At 54.2% G+C, this 18,857-nt stretch carries 18 protein-coding genes; 15 read left to right on the top strand and 3 right to left on the bottom strand.

All coding sequences use genetic code 11. The features are described 5' to 3' along the window. Positions 1-40: 40 nt before the first annotated feature. Both yghU and RTP97_RS14740 read right to left on the bottom strand, forming a co-directional pair. Positions 41-907 (bottom strand): glutathione-dependent disulfide-bond oxidoreductase, encoded by an 867-nt coding sequence (gene yghU, locus RTP97_RS14745; protein WP_312414959.1) that lies wholly within the window; start codon positions 905-907, stop codon positions 41-43. Positions 908-969: 62 nt separating this feature from the next. Next, positions 970-1,530, bottom strand: coding sequence for a thioredoxin domain-containing protein (locus tag RTP97_RS14740; protein WP_312414957.1), 561 nt, complete (start codon positions 1,528-1,530; stop codon positions 970-972). A gap of 70 nt (positions 1,531-1,600) precedes the next feature. On the opposite strand from RTP97_RS14740, the gene RTP97_RS14735 reads away from it, so the two are divergent. Continuing rightward, complete coding sequence (locus RTP97_RS14735; protein ID WP_312414955.1) at positions 1,601-2,209, top strand: hypothetical protein; 609 nt, start codon at positions 1,601-1,603, stop codon at positions 2,207-2,209. A 149-nt stretch (positions 2,210-2,358) separates the two neighbouring features. On the opposite strand, the gene RTP97_RS14730 is transcribed toward RTP97_RS14735, so the two are convergent. Further along, positions 2,359-3,048 (bottom strand): helix-turn-helix domain-containing protein, encoded by a 690-nt coding sequence (locus RTP97_RS14730; RefSeq protein ID WP_312414953.1) that lies wholly within the window; start codon positions 3,046-3,048, stop codon positions 2,359-2,361. 295 nt (positions 3,049-3,343) lie between these two features. Here RTP97_RS14730 and tssB point away from each other — a divergent pair, with 295 nt between their 5' ends. The 14 genes from tssB to RTP97_RS14660 are packed head-to-tail and all read left to right on the top strand — an operon-like array spanning position 3,344 to position 18,845. Further along, positions 3,344-3,832 (top strand): type VI secretion system contractile sheath small subunit, encoded by a 489-nt coding sequence (gene tssB, locus RTP97_RS14725; protein ID WP_312414951.1) that lies wholly within the window; start codon positions 3,344-3,346, stop codon positions 3,830-3,832. Between the two features lie 11 nt (positions 3,833-3,843). After that, positions 3,844-5,310: a type VI secretion system contractile sheath large subunit gene (gene tssC, locus RTP97_RS14720; RefSeq protein ID WP_409455950.1), complete on the top strand. Its 1,467-nt coding sequence runs from the start codon at positions 3,844-3,846 to the stop codon at positions 5,308-5,310. A 28-nt stretch (positions 5,311-5,338) separates the two neighbouring features. Next, on the top strand, positions 5,339-5,821 hold the full coding sequence (locus RTP97_RS14715) for a hypothetical protein (RefSeq protein WP_312414947.1): 483 nt from the start codon (positions 5,339-5,341) through the stop codon (positions 5,819-5,821). 48 nt (positions 5,822-5,869) lie between these two features. Then, positions 5,870-6,292 carry a GPW/gp25 family protein gene (locus RTP97_RS14710; protein ID WP_312414944.1) on the top strand — a complete coding sequence of 141 codons (423 nt, stop codon included), beginning with the start codon at positions 5,870-5,872 and terminating at the stop codon, positions 6,290-6,292. Next, positions 6,285-8,084, top strand: coding sequence for a type VI secretion system baseplate subunit TssF (tssF, locus tag RTP97_RS14705; RefSeq protein ID WP_312414940.1), 1,800 nt, complete (start codon positions 6,285-6,287; stop codon positions 8,082-8,084). Before RTP97_RS14710 ends, tssF begins: the two co-directional genes overlap by 8 nt. After that, entirely contained in the window at positions 8,075-9,016 is a 942-nt protein-coding gene (gene tssG, locus RTP97_RS14700) for a type VI secretion system baseplate subunit TssG (protein ID WP_312414938.1), read from the top strand. The genes tssF and tssG overlap by 10 nt, the downstream gene beginning before the upstream one ends. Before the next feature lie 14 nt (positions 9,017-9,030). Continuing rightward, entirely contained in the window at positions 9,031-10,968 is a 1,938-nt protein-coding gene (locus tag RTP97_RS14695) for a type VI secretion system tip protein TssI/VgrG (RefSeq protein ID WP_312414936.1), read from the top strand. Positions 10,969-10,977: 9 nt separating this feature from the next. Beyond that, positions 10,978-11,427, top strand: a complete 450-nt coding sequence (locus tag RTP97_RS14690; RefSeq protein ID WP_312414933.1) for a DUF6931 family protein — start codon at positions 10,978-10,980, stop codon at positions 11,425-11,427. Continuing rightward, positions 11,427-11,726, top strand: a complete 300-nt coding sequence (locus RTP97_RS14685; protein WP_312414930.1) for a PAAR domain-containing protein — start codon at positions 11,427-11,429, stop codon at positions 11,724-11,726. Before RTP97_RS14690 ends, RTP97_RS14685 begins: the two co-directional genes overlap by 1 nt. A 6-nt stretch (positions 11,727-11,732) precedes the next feature. Continuing rightward, on the top strand, positions 11,733-12,800 hold the full coding sequence (gene tssA / locus RTP97_RS14680) for a type VI secretion system protein TssA (protein ID WP_312414927.1): 1,068 nt from the start codon (positions 11,733-11,735) through the stop codon (positions 12,798-12,800). Between the two features lie 17 nt (positions 12,801-12,817). Next, positions 12,818-13,426 carry a type VI secretion system lipoprotein TssJ gene (gene tssJ, locus RTP97_RS14675; RefSeq protein WP_312414924.1) on the top strand — a complete coding sequence of 203 codons (609 nt, stop codon included), beginning with the start codon at positions 12,818-12,820 and terminating at the stop codon, positions 13,424-13,426. A gap of 3 nt (positions 13,427-13,429) precedes the next feature. Then, positions 13,430-14,794 (top strand): type VI secretion system baseplate subunit TssK, encoded by a 1,365-nt coding sequence (tssK, locus tag RTP97_RS14670; RefSeq protein WP_312414921.1) that lies wholly within the window; start codon positions 13,430-13,432, stop codon positions 14,792-14,794. Next, positions 14,791-15,411, top strand: a complete 621-nt coding sequence (locus RTP97_RS14665) for a DotU family type IV/VI secretion system protein (RefSeq protein WP_312414918.1) — start codon at positions 14,791-14,793, stop codon at positions 15,409-15,411. Before tssK ends, RTP97_RS14665 begins: the two co-directional genes overlap by 4 nt. A gap of 5 nt (positions 15,412-15,416) precedes the next feature. Further along, the gene (locus RTP97_RS14660; protein WP_312414915.1) at positions 15,417-18,845 is read left to right on the top strand and encodes a type VI secretion protein IcmF/TssM N-terminal domain-containing protein; all 3,429 of its coding nucleotides are present in this window, start codon (positions 15,417-15,419) and stop codon (positions 18,843-18,845) included. Positions 18,846-18,857: the final 12 nt, after the last annotated feature.

The raw sequence follows: 18,857 nt of genomic DNA, 5'->3' as shown, positions 1-18,857 counted from the left end.
TTAAAAAGTGACCGGGCGGGAGAGGCCCGGTCGATAAGCGTTAGCCCTGGCGTTTATCTTCCGTATTATTGGCGAAGTCGCTGGCATCATGGCGCTCATGCAGCTGCTCGTTAAGCGGCCCGTTGGCGCGGTTAACGATGCGGCCGCGCTGCACGCCGGGACGTTCAGCAATCTCTTTCGCCCAGCGCAGCACGTTCTTATAGCTGTTAGCGTCGAGGAACTCTGCCGCGTCATAAACGTTGCCGAGCACGACGTTGCCGTACCATGGCCAGATGGCCATATCGGCAATGGTATACTCGTCGCCCGCGATAAACTTGTGCTGGGCAAGCTGCTTATCGAGCACGTCGAGCTGGCGCTTGGCTTCCATGGTGAAGCGGTTGATGGCGTACTCGATTTTTACCGGTGCGTAGCTATAAAAGTGGCCGAAACCGCCGCCGAGGAAGGGCGCAGAGCCTTGCAGCCAGAAGAGCCAGTTCAGGGTTTCGGTGCGGCCAGCCGGATCTTTTGGCAGGAAGTGACCGAATTTTTCTGCCAGGTAGAGCAGAATTGAACCGGACTCAAAGACGCGGGTCGGCGGCGTGGTGCTGTGATCGCGCAGGGCCGGAATTTTCGAGTTCGGGTTCACCTCAACGAAGCCGCTGGAGAACTGGTCGCCCTCGCCGATGCGAATCAGCCAGGCATCATACTCCGCCTCGCTGACGCCTCTCTCCAGCAGCTCTTCCAGCAGAATGGTAACCTTCTGGCCGTTCGGCGTGCCGAGGGAGTAGAGCTGCAGAGGGTGTTTGCCTACCGGCAGCGTTTTTTCATGCGTTGAGCCGGAGACCGGACGGTTGATATTGGCAAACGCGCCGCCGCCGGATTGGTCCCACGTCCACACTTTAGGTGGTTGATAGCTGTTGTCTGACATAGCGATTCCCCTTTCATTGATGTGATAAGCAGTGTAGCAGCCATAAGGCGTACAACTGTGCTTCAGGCAAGGATACGTTCGGCCCAGACGTTTACCTCGTCGCCGCTGCCCAGATCGGCCTGCACCAGTCCGTTAACCATAAAGGTGGGCGAGACGTGAATACCGTTCTGACGGGCATATTTGCAGTGCCATTTAATGACGTTTTGCAGATCGGCGCGGGCAAAGGGCTCGCTAACGTCGACACCGCTATATTCCTTAAGGCGCTCAATAATCTGCCGCGGCGTGGCATCCAGGTTGGGGCCACCGTGGTGATCGGTAAATTCAAACTCTTCCCGACGATCCGCCACCGCCTGCATGACTTTATGCGCGGCTTCTCTGCCGTTCGGCAGCGTTGAGGCGGCAAGGATGTAGCGGACAATCAACCCGGAGTACATATGCCACGGCTGCGACTGCAGGCGAATTTTTACCGTGACCTTCTCCTCTCCAACGTGCTTCAAAAGCGTGTCCAGTTTGTTAAAGGCTTTTACCGAGTAGGGGCAGGTGGGTTCCAGAAAAACCTCGAAGGTACGTGGACCGTGTCCCCACTCCAGTGGCTGGGGTTGTAACGCTGTTTGCTGGTTCATCTCTTCTCCTTTTTTATTGATGTCGGATGGCAGTCTACCCCACTTTTTTTGAGATGGGGTTAGCCAAAAAATGCACTTATTAACAAGCGTACTGCGTAAAGATAACCCCTACGATTTAATGATCTATGGCCCCGACGTCAGCGAGGAAAATATGAAGTTAACATTAATGCTCTTTTCCCTTTTCAGCCTTTGCGCCTGTTCTGCTTTTCATACTTCAAAAAAACAGCTTGATAATGGAGAGCCTTACTGGCTCACCTATGACGCTAACTATCGTGGTGCATTAATTGTGCCGAACGGTAGCCCGGTCAGGTACTGTCCTGAGCCACCGCCGGATACCGCCACCGCGTTAGCGCTAAAATCATCGGCTAGCGCCGAGAATAACTCGGCTGCGCAGAGTAGCGGTTCGCGAGATTACAGCCGCTCCATTATTGAACTGGCGAAAAGAACCACGACCGTTGAGGTGTTACGTTATGCGCTATTTTCTATTTGCGTTGGGGAAATGAATGGCACAATATCGGCGCAGCAAAGGGAGGAGATGACTGACCATATCCTGAAGGCGGTAGTAAATATCTCGAAATCTGAATTCAATGATAGCGTGAAGGAGGCATTAAAAAGCGCAGCTGAAGCCAGAAAGGCAGGGGTAGAAGAGAACGTTATTCAAAGTATAACTAAAAAATAGCAAACTCCATTAGACTACAATTAAACCCGCCTTACAGGCGGGCTGAAGGTCAATTGTTCGCTATGTATTTACTGTAGGCTCAAGAACGTTAGGTGCTTATGCTGCCGAAGCGAGGTGATGGATAGCCTCGTTATTATAACGATAAATGATTAATATGAGGTCGGAAGTTTGGAGACCGAAAGAAGCTTGCCGTTGACGATATTAACATAACCGCCAAGCTTAAGGTCAAAAAGAATTTTCATGATTCTGCTGCGTGAAAGTCCAGACCGATTTTGAATGAATTTTGGCAGGCTTATTTGTAAGCGATAATGGTCAGGATAGAGCCACACTTCCTGAATCATAGACTTTATAATGCTATAAGAGTCTACCCCAATGTAGGTTTTTTCCTTATTCATTAATGTTACAATTCTATGAGCCAGTATTCGAGCAACATCATGCCATAGATTTTGTTTGTCAACCGTATCAATAAATGTCTGTAAGGGTATGAAAATTAAATCGGCATCTGTCTCTGCATAAAGTGTACTTCTGAGACTGTCTGGAACATTATAAAAGGCATTATATCCGTGACTTAAGCCTATGATGGTCGGCGGGTAGAGAGTAGATATAAAATGTCCAGTATCAGTGTTAATAAAAGAGACCAAGCCATCAGTTATTAACAGTAGTCCGACCCCCTCATCCTCTTCATTAATTCGGTAATGCTTGCCTTTTTTTAGTTGTATTTTTTTTCCATAAGGCAGTAGGTGGGAAAATATTTTTTCTATAGCCTTTATCGGTTTCGATTGAACGGCAAAGCTAAAATAATGTTCAAAGACGTCATTGTCAGTTAAGTGTGTTTTCATTAAGCCTCCATTCTTTTAAATGATAGTTGTTGGCATAATATAGATCGTCAGGCGTTTGTCAACACCGTGAAATATATTATATTTCTATGGGAATTATATGGATTAACAACTGAGTGATATAATTTGATGTCTTGAGTAATAAGGCTCACAACAGGTTTTAATATGCAATTGTTTATTGATGTCCTTTTTAGGACATTTATTAATAGGCTTTTTTAACCGATACTCTATTAAAGTGATTGAATAGTGGCGCGTGGGGCCAGAAACATAAATTTATTTTTCGCGACTGGACGGACCTATGAGTAATACCCAGCATAAATTAGATAAAGTACGATCGCCGCGGGTTCAAATTACCTACGACGTTGAAATCGGTGATGCACAGGCAGCAAAGGAATTACCGTTGGTTGTGGGGGTCATGGGTGATTTTACCCAAACTGAAGACAACCTTCGCGATCGCAAGTTTCTTAACGTTGATAAAGATAATTTCAACGACATTATGTCCTCGATGAAACCTGAAACTGAATTTCTGGTGGAGAGCGTATTACCGGAGAAAGAGGGTAAATTAGCCGTCTCGCTGACCTTTACGAGTATGGATGACTTTTCTCCGGACAACATTGTTTTACAGGTAGAGCCGCTGCGCAAGCTAATGGAGCTGCGTGAGCAGCTCAGCGATTTACGCAATCGCGCAGCCAGCAACGAGATGTTAAAGCTTCAGCTTGGCGAATTGGCCCAGCAACAACGTTCTGGGGCAGATAAGCACGTGGCGCAAAGCGAGGAAGACGAATGAGCGGTGAACTGATGCCGGATACCGTCGCTGGCTCCTCTTTCAGCGATGATCTTCTTGACCAGGTTATTGATAGTACTCAGGCCATTCGTCGTGAATCAGATCGCGAGCGCATGAAGGTGCAGTTGCATAACTTTCTGGCAGAGGTGCTGTCGGGTGCCGTCGTGTTGTCCAGCGATCTCATTGGCAGTATTGAGCAGCGCATAACGGCAATTGATGAGTTAATCTCCCGGCAGATCAGCCTGATCGTTCACGCGCCTGAGTTTCAAAAAAAAGAGTCCTCCTGGCGTGGGTTGCATAAGCTGGTGCAGTCGAGCGTAACGGAAAACACTCAAGTCCGCCTGTTGCAGTGTACTAAACAGGAGCTGATTAAAGACTTCAAAGCCGCCAGCGATTTTGACCAGTCTATGCTGTTTAAGTGCATATACGAGAGTGAGTACGGTACGTTCGGTGGCACGCCTTTTTCAGCATTTGTCGGTGACTTCCAGTTTGATAATACCCCGCAGGATATCTCCCTGTTAGAGCAGATCTCGCACGTTGCCGCAGCCGCCCACGCTCCCTTCCTTAGCGCTATTGCGCCCGGCATGTTGTCGATGAACGATTTCTCTGAGCTTCCTCGCCCGCGTGACTTAGCCAAAATGTTCGAGACGACGGACTACGCCCGCTGGCGCTCTTTCCGGCAGAATGATGACAGTCGCTATATTGGTCTGACGTTGCCGCGCGTGCTGGGGCGCCTCCCCTATGGGGCCAAAACGATCCCCGCAGAGACCTTTGCCTTTGAAGAACATATTCAGGAAAACGAAACCGGCAGTGACTATTTATGGATGAACTCCGCATGGGAACTGGCGGGGCGCATTATTGAGTCGTTTGAAGAGTACGGGTGGTGCGCCTCAATTCGCGGTGTAGAAGGTGGGGGACTCGTTAAATCGCTTCCTGCCTATAACTACGTCTCTGGCAGCGGTGAACGGATGATGCAGTGTCCTACTCAGGTTGCGATCTCTGACCGTCGGGAAAAAGAGCTCTCCGAGCTGGGTTTTATTCCGTTAGTACACTGCAAAGGAACCGATTACGCCGCCTTTTTTGCCGTCCAGTCGATCAACAAACCGCGCTTATATAACTCGGACCAGGCTAATGCGAATGCGCGCCTCTCCAGCCAGCTACCCTATATTCTCGCTACTTCACGCTTTGCACACTATTTGAAGTCTATTGTCCGCGACAAAATTGGCAGCTTCATGTCTCGCACCGAGTGCGAAGAGTATTTGCAAAAGTGGATCATGCAGTATGTCGTTGCTTCAGATAACGCGGGGCCGGAAACCAAAGCGCGTTATCCCCTGCGTGAAGCCAAAATAGATGTTGTTGAAGTACCGGGTTTTCCGGGTACCTATCGCGCTATTGCCTGGTTAAAGCCGCATTTCCAGCTTGAAGGCTTAAGCATGTCTCTGCGTCTGGTTGCGGATTTACCTGCCGCTGCTGGCGCATAACTACCCTCGTTAACTAAGGAGCACTCCCGTGGCCAAATTGAAAGACTGTCAATTTATTGAAATCAAAATTGATAATAAAGTCATATCCGGATCGTCAGAAGAGAAGAAGTACAGCAAATGGATGGAAGGCTATGCGCCGGCCGGGTTGAATACGGTTGCTGGACCTGATGGTACCTATTTTGATGCCATACAGATGTCTATTATGGTAACCAAAGAGACCAGCAGCCTGTATGAACAATATTTGAAACGTGGTTACAAAGAGATTGTTATCACTATCGTTCATCGTGGTTCTGACCAGTACGATCCTGATTATGAAATTCAACGTACTGTCTATAACAATTGTAAAATCCAGAGCCTTAATTTTGAGATGCGTGACAAGCTGTTTATGGATCTCTCTTTTATCTTTGAAGGCATGGTTGAGGTCACCTTTAACGTTCCGAATGCTGCAGAAACAGGTTTGGATAAGATCGGCCCGGTTAAATACGACATTCCAGAAAAAGCGCTCAAATAATATTAACGCCCGGGCGCGAAAACCGTCCGGGCTGCAGGATAATGAACTATGACCGTATCGCTCCTTTCCCGACTCAGTGATAATCATCCTCAACGCGTAGAGGATGATTATCAATGGGAAAACGGCGGGCAGGACACGCTCATCGCCGAGTTAAAAATGCTCTTTAATTCGCGAGCCCGGCTACCCGATATTGAGGCTATGCCACTGGTTAATGCCTCAATTATAAATTATGGATTTAATGAGTCGTTCAGCAACGTACTGGAGATAAGCGCACGGCGCAACATAATGGAGCAGCGCTTGAGAAATACCCTTGCTCGCTTCGAGCCACGCCTGACGCAGGTATCCCTGACCAGCAGTAAAACAAGCACAGAATTTATCTCTTTTATGATTCAGGCTATGTATCGGCAGCAGCCCGTTACTCTGGAGCTTAAATGGGATGATTGCACCGGGAGATTCTATTTCAATGAATAGGCTGCTCTCGTACTACCAAAAAGAGCTGAGCTTTTTAAAGCAGCATGGAAAGATTTTTGCCAGCCGCTTTCCTAAAATAGCACGTCGCCTGGGGATCGCTGAGGGTGAATCAGAAGATCCGCACATTAGCAGGCTTATTGAGTCCTTTGCGCTACTGACCTCGCGTATTCATCAGCGGCTCGATGATGAGATGCCGGATGTTATCGACGCGCTGCTCTCTGTGCTGGCACCGCAGTTTTTACGCCCTCTGCCATCGGTCTGCATTATGAATATTGCTGCCGATCCGTTGCGCAGCGGCATTACAGGTAAAAACAGGCTTCCGCCAGGGAGCGCGCTCTTTTCACGCCAGAGTGTTCCCGTCTCCTGCCAGTTTCAGACGGTATATCCGGTGGATCTCCTTCCTCTATCGCTTCGCGAGGCGGCTCTACAGTTTGATACTGACGATCTTAACTGGCAGCTACGCCTGCGCTTCGAGGTGTGGCCTGGCGCACGCCTGGCGGACGACACGATTCGTCTCTATCTGCATGGCCCCAACAATGCGGTGAATACGCTCTATACGCTGCTTTGCTCAGAAATAAAAACGTTAATGCTCTGCAAGGGCGAGAACGCCTTTTCGCTTCCAGCCAGCGCGCTATCACCGGTTGGGTTTGAGGCTGAGGAGTCTTTGCTGACGCGCGATCCGCGTATTGCGCCTGTCCATATTCTGCTGCTGGACTATTTCTACTTTCCACAAAAGTTCTCGTTTATTGATCTTCAGCTTCCGGCTGGTTTTAGCGCCGCAGGAAATGACGTATTCGAACTTTGCGCGGTTTTCCAGCGCAATGCCTTAACCGAACGGCTGGAAAAGCTAACCGGGCAGGTGGATGCCCACTTTTTCCGCCTGCACTGTACGCCTGCCATCAATCTCTTTTCACAGCGCGCTGAACCTATTCTTCTTACTGATGCCACTGCTGAGTATCCGGTTGTACCCGATACCCGCCACCACGGGACGATAGAGGTCTGGTCAATTGACCAGGTTTTCGTCCAGCGAAAAAGTGAAAACCGGATCGAACATTTTCCTGTGATGCCGTTGCTGGGAAACCGGTTCTGTCACGCTCCTGAAAGCGCATCAGGGCTCAGTTGGCAAAGTTTTTATCGCGATGTGGCGAATAAGCAGGGTGTAGAACGAAAACAGTTTATCGCTTTTAGCGTCCACAAAGACCGGCAACCTCCCGCCGGTCCGGAGATTGTAACGCTTGGCACCCTGTGTACCAATCATGCCGTTCCGTATCAGATGCAATACGGTCAGCCTGACGGGGATTTTGATATCGAAGCCCCGATTGCAGGGCTAAAAATCACTGCGCTCACTCATCCTACACGACCGGTCAACCCACCGGAAAAGAGTGAGGTGCGCTGGCGCTTTCTCTCCCAGCTCTCGCTTAACCATCAGCTCCTTGATGGCGAGAGCGGGGCGCAACAGCTTAAGGAGATGCTGGCTTTATACAATTTTGACGATAGCCCAGGCAATATTCGCCTGTTCAGTATGATCCAGACGATAGGCTATCAGCCCGTGACAGCCAGACTGATCCGTAACGATCCTCACTCGCAGGCGCGTGGCCTCGATCTAACGGTGATCTTTAGCCAGGAGGCGTTGCAGGAGCCGGACTACTACCTGCTGTGCTCGTTTCTGGATCGCCTTCTGGCGCTGTATGCCCCGGTCAACAGCTTTACCCGACTGACGACCTGCATCGATCGCGAGGCGCAAACGCGTCGCGTATGGCCCATACGCGCAGGTAAATTGTCATGGCTTTGATACCGATAGTCAGCAAATTCAATTTGCATCAGCAGATACGGCTATTGCTGCGCAGGCTGCGCGGTGAAAAAACGGTAGACGCGACCTTGCTGGACGAGAAGTTGCTGATCTCCTCTACGCTGTCGCTTGCCGCGCCCCAGGGAGAGGTTGCAATGCTGGAGCAGCCTCAGCCCGACTCACCGCTTCATTTGACGGCCTGGCATAACGGCTTAACAGGGGCAATGGGGGCGCTGCCGGTAGCCTATACCGAGTGGATGATTGAGCGGCACTATCGTTACGGCGATGGTGGTGCAAAAGCATTCATCGATATGTTTGGTCATCGGCTGTACTGCCTGGACTACCTGGCATGGCAAAAGCACCATCTCTACGCCCTGGCGGAGTCACAGGCGCATACCCCATTACATACCGCCATTCTCGCTCTGGCAGGCCTGCTGGATGTGACACCGTCAGTTACGCAGACGCAGCATGCACCTCTGCTGGCTTCATCGGTACCTTCAATGGTCAACCTTGAGCGTTCACTGAATCAACGATTTGGCGTACCGGTGCAGATTACGCCTTTTACCGGAAAATGGCGCGAGGTTGCAGAGCATGAGCGCTGCCAGCTGGGCGATCCTTCACGTGCGCTAGTCACCGCACCCATGCTGGGCAGCGCCCGGCTGGAAATTCACTCCCATTTTGATGTGATGCTTGGCCCCATGACGGTGGAAATGTCTCGCCGCTTTATCCCACAGGAAGAGGCCTGGCGGGAGCTCTGGGCCGCTATTCGCGGATACGTTGGCCCCGTTATGGATTTCTCTGTCTCTCTGACAATACGCAGCACCGATCCACATCCACGCCCGCTGGGGATGAGTGCGCTGGGGTTGGATCTGCGTCTGGGCAGCGATCCGGCTTCGCACCACTACCAGGTACGCCTGCCCAGACCTGCCGTTTAACCAGGATGACCCGTATGCCAATTATTGACCAACTCAAAAAGCACCAGCAACAGCACCTGCTGTGCTGGAACGACGATATTGCTAATGATCTGCTGCTTGTTGCGCTTAAAGGCAATGAAGCCCTCTCATCACCCTACCGTTATGAGCTCCGATCGCTAACCCGGATGACGGAGAGTCAACTGATTCGCTGGCACGGCGAAGAGGTCTCCTGTCGGATTGGTGACGGAAGCCAGCAGCAGCCGCAGCGTTATTTGCACGGTGTGGTCACACGCGTTTGCTATGCGCAACGTACTCAGGACGAAGCCGAATGCATCCTGACGCTGGAGCCTTCACTCTCGCTGTTGAAGATGGGGCGTGAGATGCGAGTCTGGCAAAACGTTAGCGTGCCGGATCTGGTCACAACGCTGCTCAGCGAGTATGGCATCAGCCAGCCAGACAGGCAGCTGCATGGAGAGTATCCCAAACGAGAGTACTGCATACAGTATCGTGAGTCCGCGTTTGACTTTATTCAGCGTCTGCTGGAAGAGGAGGGTATCTACTACTATTTTCGCCACAGCGCAGCGGAGCATACCCTGGTGCTGGCCGATCACCCGGCCAGCCATGAGCCGGTTAAGGGAGATACGCTTGCCTGGCATCATCATGGCAAGATCCTGACCCAGGGAGCGATTGACCGCTGGGAGTCTACCGCTGTTCTGCTGCCCGGCAGCATAGCGCTTCAGGGATTTAACGTTTCCCAGGCCGCTGCGATTGGCGATGAACAACGCGCCAGGGGAGAGGACGGGCATGTAGAGAGGGTTGTTTTTACCGATATTACGCCGCAAGAAGAGCGGACGGCGATCGCCAGGCAGGCGGAGCAGGTAATGAACGCTCACGAGGCCAACGCCTGCAGCTTTAACGGTTCGGTCAATGCTCACTGGCTCTGCAGCGGTGAGGTCTTTACCTTTACCGGCCACCCGTCGGGGGACAACGCATACCGTATTCAGGCGCTGAATATTGAGGCGGTGAATAATTTCGACGACCACACCAGCCACTGTCAGTGCCAGCTGCAGGCGATGAGTAATGAGCAACCCTGGTCTCCTCCGTACCGCTCCTCGCCCCCGCAAATACCCGGTTTACTCACCGCAACCGTTGTCGGTCCCGCGTCAGAGGAGATCCACACCGACGAGCTAGGCCGCATAAAAATTCAGTTCCCGTGGGACAGTAAAAATCCTCATGACGATACCAGCTCTTGCTGGGTACAGGTGGCCCAGCTCTGGACGGGTAGCAAATTTGGTGCGCAGTTTTTGCCTCGCGTCGGCAGCCAGGTGCTGGTGAGTTTTATTCAGGGGCACCCGGATTTTCCGCTGGTTACCGGCACGGTTTACAACGGTCAGAATAAGCCGCCTTTTACGCTGCCCGGCGAGAAAAACGAAAGCGGTTTTATGACCCGCAGCAGCCCGAACGGCAGCGTTGATGAGGGCCATCGGCTGAGCTTTAACGATAAAAAAGGGGAGGAGCAGCTCACTATCGTTGCGCAAAAAGATCTCTCTCTCACGGTGAAGAACGATGTCGCCAGTACGATCGCGGCTAATCGCACTACGGCGCTGACGAAGGGCGACGATCGGCTGACCCTTAAACAAGGAAGCCTGTTCATCACCCTGGAAAGTGGCAACCTGCAGCAAAAAGTCTCCGGCGACGCCACTACGGAACTGAATAACGGTAATTATGCGCTGAGCGTAGTAGGGGGCAGCGGCAGCGTGAAAACAGACAAAGCGTTGATTCTTGAGTCGACGCAGTCGGTAGAGCTCAGGGTCGGCAGTAATAAGATCGCTGTGTCCCCCAGCGGCATCGCCATTAACGGCACGACGATCGCGATTGAAGGCAGCGGCACCGCTGAGCTGAAAGGTGCAATGACCACCGTTTCCGGCAGCGGAATGACCCAGGTGAGCGGCGGCGTTATTAACATCGGCTAAGGAGTTAGCATGACACACGATCAATCTCTCCTTCAGCAACGGCTGGCGTCAGGCCAGTGGGAAGAGGTGTTGAAACAGTGGGCGCAGGGGTTTTCAACGCAGGCGTTAGGGTTACGGCTGGCCGCGCTGATGCAGGAGGTGATGCCCGCTTCTTGTCACGCGCTGTTGGCGTCAATCTCCAGTGGCTACCGCCAGCCAGATGACGCCGTGCGTTGGCACGTCTTTGAACAGGGCAAAAAAATGGGCTTCAGTACGCCAGTGGGCGCGCTGGCGCTCTCGCTGTTCTGGTCCTATGGCAGCATGACGCCTCCGGAACGAGAGCCGGTCTATCCCGATCCGCAGTTAAGCCCACAGCTCTTGCACTGTGCGCTGGTCATGCTGGTGACCCAGCTGGCAGACGCACCGGTAGAGGGGGTGAAGATACTCTTTGCCCGCTGTGCAGCGAAGGAGGAGGCGTGATGGCCCAGCCTGCGGCACGGATTTCTGACATGCATGTTTGCCCGATGGTCACCCCCGGCGTCCCGCCTGTTCCCCATGTGGGCGGCCCCATTCTGCCGCCAGGCGTGCCCACCGTGCTAATCGGCGGGCTGCCTGCGGCTACCGTGGGGTCAATGGCGACCTGCGTAGGGCCGGTGGACAGTATTGTGATGGGCAGTACGAAGGTCTTTATCGGCAATAAACCTGCCGCACGCATGGGGGACAGCTGTGCTCACGGCGGCACAATCGTCACGGGCTGCCCCACGGTACTCATTGGATAGCTAAAAATGAACACACTGCCAGACTTTGCCGCTCTGTTAAATCCTATCGCTCCGGAAAATCCCGCCGGGGAGGATCTGGAATATGGAACCTTATTTGATGAGATCCGCGCAGCGCGTGAAAGCGATCCACATTTTCTGCCGCAGGATGAGTGGGCGGTTAGCGAACCGCGGAAAGCGGACTGGAATCGGGTCCGCCTCCTCTGTGAACAGGCTCTGGTCGAACAGAGTAAAGATCTGCAGCTTGCCTGCTGGCTTGTCGAGTCTCTTGGTCATCAGCAGGGCCTGTCTGGCCTGATTGCAGGGGTGGGTTTTCTTGACGAGTTTATTATGCACTTCTGGTTTCAGTGCTGGCCTTCGCTTGAGGATGAGGGGGGCGCTATCCGGCGTGGCCGGCTGGTGCGTCTCGATCGTGATATCAGCCAACAGCTGTTTAGCCAGCCTCTGCTAAAGCAGGCAGGCAGCTCGCTCTCCTGTTGGAAGCAGATCCTGGCCTTCGAACACAAGATCAGCGCGGCGCCGGATCGCCGTGACGATCTGATAGCCCAGGAGGGCGATCTGACCATGGCAACGTTCGATCGTCAGGCCGCACAGTTCTCTGCATCAGAGATCGGCCAGCAGACGGAGCGTGTGGAGGCGCTCGCTGCCGCTCTTGTACAGTTAAACGCTGACTATCTCTCCCGGAGCCAGGATCCGGACGGTGAACTGTTTACCCAAACCCGCCAGATGCTGGTAGACATCGCCGACTACCTGCAGCGCCTGGCCCAGCGCGCGATCTCCCCGGTGGATACGTTACCGCCCATGACCCCTGACGACAGCAAAGGGGCTGACGAAGCCGAAGTAGCCGTTGCATGCCGTCACACGCAGGCCATGGACCGTGAACTGGCTGTGAGCCAGATGCTGGCGATTGCCCGCTACTTTCGCCAGACCGAACCCTCCAGCCCGGTGCCGTTTTTGATGGAGCGCGCCGCCCGCTGGGCCAACATGACGCTTACTGAGTGGCTCGACGAGATGCTAACCGACAGCAGCAGCATGCGCGACATTACCCACGTATTAACAGGACAGACAACGTCATGAGAAGGACATGCTCTTTTGTGATTTCACTCATCGCCACACTGCTAAGCGGCTGCGCTGCCAGCAGTTCAACGACGACCACGGAACAACAGGCTATTGATCGGGTTCCTACGCCGTTTTCCCAGGGCGCTATCTCGCTGGATATTCAGACCGATCCTGACCTCAACGCCTGGCACAACATGGCGAATAGCTGCACGGTATTGGTGGTACAGGCGCAAAAGAGCAGCACGCTGAACAAGCTGCTCTCTAGCCCTTTTGCCTTGAAAGGGCTCTTTAGCGCCGCTGGGGCACAGGATGACATTTTAAAAGTTGACCGCTACGCGGCGATGCCGGGGCAGCGTACCACGCTACATATCGATCGCAGTGAAAATACCCGCTATATCGCGATCGTTGCGGGTTATTACCCTTTCCCTAAAAAGCAGCATATGGCCCTCGTTGCTATTCCCGTTACCAGCGAGAGTACCGACTGGTGGCATCCGGTCTGGCATGCTCAGCTGACCCCGCTGGCCCTTCAGTTACGACTTGGGCGGGATGCTATCACTCAGCTCCAGGGGGCGCCGCAAATCCCTGTCTCCCTTTCCCAGGGTGACGTTGCCGCCAGTACGCCTCAGCCCGCAGAAGGAGTGTAAGGTATGTACCCAGAGCTACAGCAAATCTACTGGTACTCCGGCGTTTATCTGCAGCCGCAGCATTTGCAGTCGCTTGATCTGCATCATAGCTACATGCTCTCCCGGCAGCGTCAGCTGGCCCAGCCATGGAATGTCGGCACTATCCAATGCGGTTTTAACCCGGATACGCTGGTTGATTTCTCGCTAAAAATTGATCGGTTACAGGCCATCCTACCCTCCGGCGATTATCTGGAATACCCCGGAAACTGCGTGCTGCCATCGCGGCAGCTACGCAGTGTCTGGAAGCAGCTGGAAAAACCCCTCACGCTGTGGCTGGCGCTACGTCGCTTCGATCCAGGCCACGTTAACGTAGGGGATTCGCCCAACAGCCGCTGGCTGAACCCGCATGACGAGGGGGTCATGAAAGATCTCTATTTCACCGGCCCGGAATGCAGCGTATCGCGCATCGTCTATAACGTTCAGATCCTCAGCGATGAAGAGAAAAATAGCGTCGTGGATTGTGAATTTTTGCCGCTGCTGCGCCTGCGCTATGACAACGATCGGGTCATCGTTGACGCTGAATATTGTCCGCCAGTGGTGGCGTTGACGGGATCGCCAGCGTTGAAAGCCCTGCTGGACGGTGCCTATGCCGAGCTGGCGAGCCGGGCGCACCAGTTTGCCGAGTACAAACGCCCTGAACAGGTGAAAAACACCAGTCGGATCGACATGATCCACATGCTGGCAATGCGATCCCTGAACCGTACGCTGCCTTTGCTCTCTCACTACTGCCATACGCCTGGCATGCACCCCTGGCCGATTTATGGACTGCTGGTGCAGCTTATTGGCGAACTCTCCAGCTTCAGCGAACAGTGCGCGTTTGATGGCGTATGGACAGGAGAAGATTTGGCCCTGTTACCCTACGATCATTTTAATCTGTATGCCTGTTTCACCAGCGCAAAGAGCGTGCTGATCGCGCTGCTCAATAACCTGATGCTGGAAGAGAATATCTGGATCCTGCTTAAACAGGATGAGCAGGGCGTATTCCGCGGCGATCTACGCTCGTTACCCTGGCAAAAAGCAGAAAAAATAGTGCTGCTCCTGCGCTCAGAAACGCTGGCTACCACAGAGCATATTGACGGCATGGGGTTCAAAATCGCCTCAGCCTCAACCATCGCCTCCCTGATCCAGCATGCCTTACCCGGCATTTCTGCTGACTTGCTCACTCCTACGCCACGCGGCGTACCTCATCGTAAAGACACCTTCTACTTTCTGCTTAACCAGCAAGACAACCTGTGGGCGCACGTTGAGCAACAGCAGGATATTGCCTTCTATTGGGATAACGCCCCGGCTGATTTACAGGTGCAGGTCATTGCTATGGGAGACGCATGATGGTGCTGCTCGACAGCTATCTTCCGGTGTTTAAGCTTACGCTGCAGATCGCAGGCAATCCGGCGGAACACGCCAGCTATGACGAGAGCCGGCAGATCTGCATTACAACCCTTGAGCAGGCTATTGCAGATGCGGGTCAGTGCGATGCCAGCGAGGAGGAGAAAGAGGCCGCGCGCTTCGCGGTTATCGCCTGGCTGGATGAGACGGTGCTCTGTTCGGCGCTACCATGGCGCCAGCAATGGCTGGGGGAGCTACTACAGCGTAAATACCTGAATACCACCGTTGCTGGCACGCACTTTTTTAGCCAGCTGGCAGAGCTTGATATCAAGCATCAGCAGGCGCGGACGGTTTTTCTGTTCTGTCTGCAAAATGACTTTCATGGTCAGTACGGTACCGCTGACGATCGGTCAGATTTGCTGGCCCTGATTGAGGCGCTGCGCAAACAGTGCCTTCCGCAGAGCTGGCACACATGGCCTAACGAGGCGCCGGTCACCTCAGGAACGCCGCACAGAACGACACCCATGCCGCTGCGCAAATCGCTGTTACCCGGCGTGTTGATGGGCGTCTTACTGCTATACGGACTCCTTTTTCTTCTTCTTCGCTATAACGTTACGTAACCGCTATGTTGAAAAAATTAGCCTGTTTTACCGGCTGGCTGGTGGTGATCTGCCTGTCGCTACTCTTTTGCTTTATCCTGGGGCTGTGGCAAAACTGGGGTACGCCAGCGATATTGCTGTTCTGGCTGCTGTTGCTGTTGCTGGCCCCGCTGCTGTGGACGCTGTTTGTCGCCTGCCTGCAGGTAGTCAGGGGGCAGAAGGGGCGTCGGCTGCTGGAGAAGTATCGCCTGTCACGCAGAGAGTATCTGCTGCTGAACCACTGGAAAGCGGGCGCTGGCGTGATCAAAAGCGTTCAGCGTAAGCGCAATCGTCTACCCTGGTTTCTGCTTGTCGGCGAACGCTGCGGGAAAAGCACGCTGCTGGCCAGTTCCGGTTTGCCGCTATTTTACGGTGAGAGTGATGATGCTGTGCCTGGGCCAACCCGCACGCTGCGCTGGTGGTTTTTTCGCAGCCTCTGTGTCCTGGATCTCTCCAGTAATTTCCTCAACGGCGCAGCAACGTTTCGCCAGGGGTGGGGAAAGCTTGCCCAGTGGTGTACAAAAATGCCGGCTCCCGCAGGCATTATTATCACGTTGTCCATCAGTGACTTAATGAGCGAAGACTCGGGTCTGTTGCATGCCGCAGCCCGGAAACAGCGGGCGCTAATTGAACCGCTGATACAGCGCTTTGGCGATCGGCTGCCTCTCACCATGATGGTGACACAGTGCGATCGCTTCCCAGGCTTTAGTCTATGGCAACAGCAGCTCTCTGCTTCCCAGCGACAGCAGCCGTTGGGGTATCGCTGGGGCGCTCCGCCGCATATTGACGGAGAGGATCCGCGAGCCTTGCAGCCGCTGTTTGACTCGCTTAAACAGGGGTTCGCTCTTGTTCGGCTTAGCATGGCGCGGCCACTGCAGCTGAGTGCGCAAGATTATTTAGCATTGCTGGATTTCCCGGAGAGCTTCGCCCGGCTGGAGCAGCCCCTGCGCTGCTTTTTGGCTTCGCTATGCGAGCCCAACGCCTACTTTAGCCATGCTCAGCTGAGCAGCGTCTGGTTTAGCGCCGCTGAACCGCAGGCGGATAACCGCGGGCGGCGCGTGAGCGTCTTTACTCACGGCTTGCTAACGGAAGGGCTACCTGCCTTAAGCCAGCAGCATGCCGGGCTGCGCGGGTACCATCGCCGGAGAGGAAACACGCTGTATGGGGTAGTGCTGGCGGCCTGTGTAGGCTGGCTAGGAAGTGCAGCGTTGCAAACTGCTGGCAGACTCCAGCGCGATATTGCGCATATGCCGCCTGACGCGCTGGTGGCTTTTCTGGAAAAGGATGAACAGCAGTCAACAACGTCCCTCTTCACGCTACCTTTCGCCCCCATTTTGCAGCGGCAGCAGGCTCACGCGAGCGCTCAATTAGCGCAGATCGCGGCGACACCACGCCCTCTACCGCAGACGTTCAATGAGTACCAGCAACGCACGCTTGCCATGGCGCCAGCGCAGCAGCGAGAGTCTATTTTACGGCTGGCAAATGCGCTATTGGTCTGGCAGGCGATGCGCGATCGCGCCACCCTGCATGCGCTTCAGCCGTTGCCCGCCGTCGCTGAGGAGCTACGCCAGGACAGCTATCCCGCAACGCTCTCTTCGCCCACCCGGCTGGCGCTGGAACGTTACCACATGCAGCGCCCTGAGGGGGAACGCTGGCTGCGGGCTGCCAGGCAGCTGCTTGTGACGCTGGTTAATCACGATCCCTCCTTGCTATGGCTCCAGGCCCCTGCTGCACAACTGCCACCGGTAAGCCTCGCCACCTGGTGGCCCTCACTCCCGGAAGATGTCGCACTTTCCGGCGTCTGGACTCATCAAGGAGAGGCTACGCTTGCAGCCTGGATGGCGCAAATCGAGCATGCTGCTGGAGGCCCTCAGCCCGTTTTCCAGCATGCGCGTGAGCAGCGGTTAGCCATGAAACAGAACGCATGGCGGCAGTTCGTGATCGGTGCCAGCGCTGCTCTTGCCAGGACCACGCTTCCCTCTTTAACGCATAGCCAGCTGGTAGCCATGAGCCAAAACCAGAGCCAGGCCATGCAGTTTGCGGACAGAGCCATTGAGGAGCTTAGCGATATCCCTGCGTCGCACGCTCAGCCCTGGCTAACGACGCTACGTCATCTGCAGCAGCTTGCCTCCGCATCGGACAGTGCGGCCTTACTGAATAAAGCCGCGCGTGTTGATTCGCGTATCCGCCAGTCTGTGACCGCATGGCTTCGGGGAAAACCGGTGGTGGCTTCTGTTGATACCACGCAACCTGTACAGCGTGCCTGGCTTCAGTGGCAAAAAGTACGCAACGAGGCCGTAAATGACGCTATATCCCAAGGAAAAAATAGCGATCGACTTACTCGTGGCTTACTGACCTCGCCAGAGGAGGGTGGGGAGCCGAATCCGCTGGCAGGACTCACGCCGGCGCTGACGACGCTCAGAGAGCATCTCTCCGGAGCTGCAAATGACGCCGATACGGCGGCGGTTTGGTCGCTCTATCAGGAGGATGCTCATCGCCTGCTGGCCTACGCCATGACGCAAAGCGCCTGTTGGCTCAACGATCAATGGAAGAGTCTGGTTATTTGGCCGTTAGGTAAGGATGCAGAGCAGCGTAGTTACGAAGAGCAGCAGGCGCTGAGCCAGCAATCCGTAATGGATTTTCTGCGCGGCCCGGCAAAAGCCATGCTTGCTGCCACTCACAATGGCCCGGATGCCGCCGCCTATGCCGGTATGAAAGTCCCGCTAACGGCAGATTTTCTTCGTCTGGCTCGCCAGGTTATTACGCCAGAGATGCTGCAGGACGTACCGCAACGAGGCTCGACGCAGGAGGGAGACAAGCGGGCTGCTCTGCAGGCGAAAGTGGGTGCCCTGGTGCTACAGCTGGCTGAGCTGGAGAAGAAAAAGTGGAAGAGCGTTATCGCCAGCATGCCGGCTACCGTACCGGGCGGCGCGCGCGTGATCCCAACCGGGACGCAGCTCACGCTCCATTGCCAGCAGGGCGACCAGCAGCTTAACAGCATGAATTTCGCCGATAAGGCCGAATTTGTCTGGCAGCCTGGCGCCTGCTATGGGGTAACGCTCGGCGTGCTTTTCCCTGATTTTACTGCGCATTACCAACTCAGCGGCGACGATGCCTGGCCCATCTTTATTGACCGTCTTCTCACCGGCGAAACGCTGTTTGATAGCGAGGACTTTGATGACGATGCGGTGCTGTTAAGCCAGCTTGGCATTAAACAGATCCTGGTCCGCTTCAGCGTTGCCAACGCTCAGTCGGTAGAGGAGGCATGGCAAAGCTGGCGTGACCTGACGGAGCAAGTTGCCAGCATCAACGCCCAGATTGCCAGTATGGATGAACGTATTCAGCAGCAACAATCCGCTACGTCGCTGGCTGAGCCTATTTCAGCATTGCCCGGAAATATTGCGCAATGCCGGTAACTTCATTGAAGG

The sequence above is a fragment of the Pseudescherichia sp. genome (assembly GCF_031998825.1).
Lineage (GTDB): Bacteria > Pseudomonadota > Gammaproteobacteria > Enterobacterales > Enterobacteriaceae > Pseudescherichia.
This window is presented reverse-complemented; position numbering and strand designations above follow the sequence as displayed.

What these genes read in the sequence shown, in the direction of transcription:
- yghU (WP_312414959.1), bottom strand. Translation starts at nt 907, where the DNA reads ATGTCAGACAACAGCTATCAACCACCTAAAGTGTGGACGTGGGACCAA.
- RTP97_RS14740 (WP_312414957.1), bottom strand. Translation starts at nt 1,530, where the DNA reads ATGAACCAGCAAACAGCGTTACAACCCCAGCCACTGGAGTGGGGACAC.
- RTP97_RS14735 (WP_312414955.1), top strand. Translation starts at nt 1,601, where the DNA reads ATGCACTTATTAACAAGCGTACTGCGTAAAGATAACCCCTACGATTTA.
- RTP97_RS14730 (WP_312414953.1), bottom strand. Translation starts at nt 3,048, where the DNA reads ATGAAAACACACTTAACTGACAATGACGTCTTTGAACATTATTTTAGC.
- tssB (WP_312414951.1), top strand. Translation starts at nt 3,344, where the DNA reads ATGAGTAATACCCAGCATAAATTAGATAAAGTACGATCGCCGCGGGTT.
- tssC (WP_409455950.1), top strand. Translation starts at nt 3,844, where the DNA reads ATGCCGGATACCGTCGCTGGCTCCTCTTTCAGCGATGATCTTCTTGAC.
- RTP97_RS14710 (WP_312414944.1), top strand. Translation starts at nt 5,870, where the DNA reads ATGACCGTATCGCTCCTTTCCCGACTCAGTGATAATCATCCTCAACGC.
- tssF (WP_312414940.1), top strand. Translation starts at nt 6,285, where the DNA reads ATGAATAGGCTGCTCTCGTACTACCAAAAAGAGCTGAGCTTTTTAAAG.
- tssG (WP_312414938.1), top strand. Translation starts at nt 8,075, where the DNA reads ATGGCTTTGATACCGATAGTCAGCAAATTCAATTTGCATCAGCAGATA.
- RTP97_RS14695 (WP_312414936.1), top strand. Translation starts at nt 9,031, where the DNA reads ATGCCAATTATTGACCAACTCAAAAAGCACCAGCAACAGCACCTGCTG.
- RTP97_RS14690 (WP_312414933.1), top strand. Translation starts at nt 10,978, where the DNA reads ATGACACACGATCAATCTCTCCTTCAGCAACGGCTGGCGTCAGGCCAG.
- RTP97_RS14685 (WP_312414930.1), top strand. Translation starts at nt 11,427, where the DNA reads ATGGCCCAGCCTGCGGCACGGATTTCTGACATGCATGTTTGCCCGATG.
- tssA (WP_312414927.1), top strand. Translation starts at nt 11,733, where the DNA reads ATGAACACACTGCCAGACTTTGCCGCTCTGTTAAATCCTATCGCTCCG.
- tssK (WP_312414921.1), top strand. Translation starts at nt 13,430, where the DNA reads ATGTACCCAGAGCTACAGCAAATCTACTGGTACTCCGGCGTTTATCTG.
- RTP97_RS14665 (WP_312414918.1), top strand. Translation starts at nt 14,791, where the DNA reads ATGATGGTGCTGCTCGACAGCTATCTTCCGGTGTTTAAGCTTACGCTG.
- RTP97_RS14660 (WP_312414915.1), top strand. Translation starts at nt 15,417, where the DNA reads ATGTTGAAAAAATTAGCCTGTTTTACCGGCTGGCTGGTGGTGATCTGC.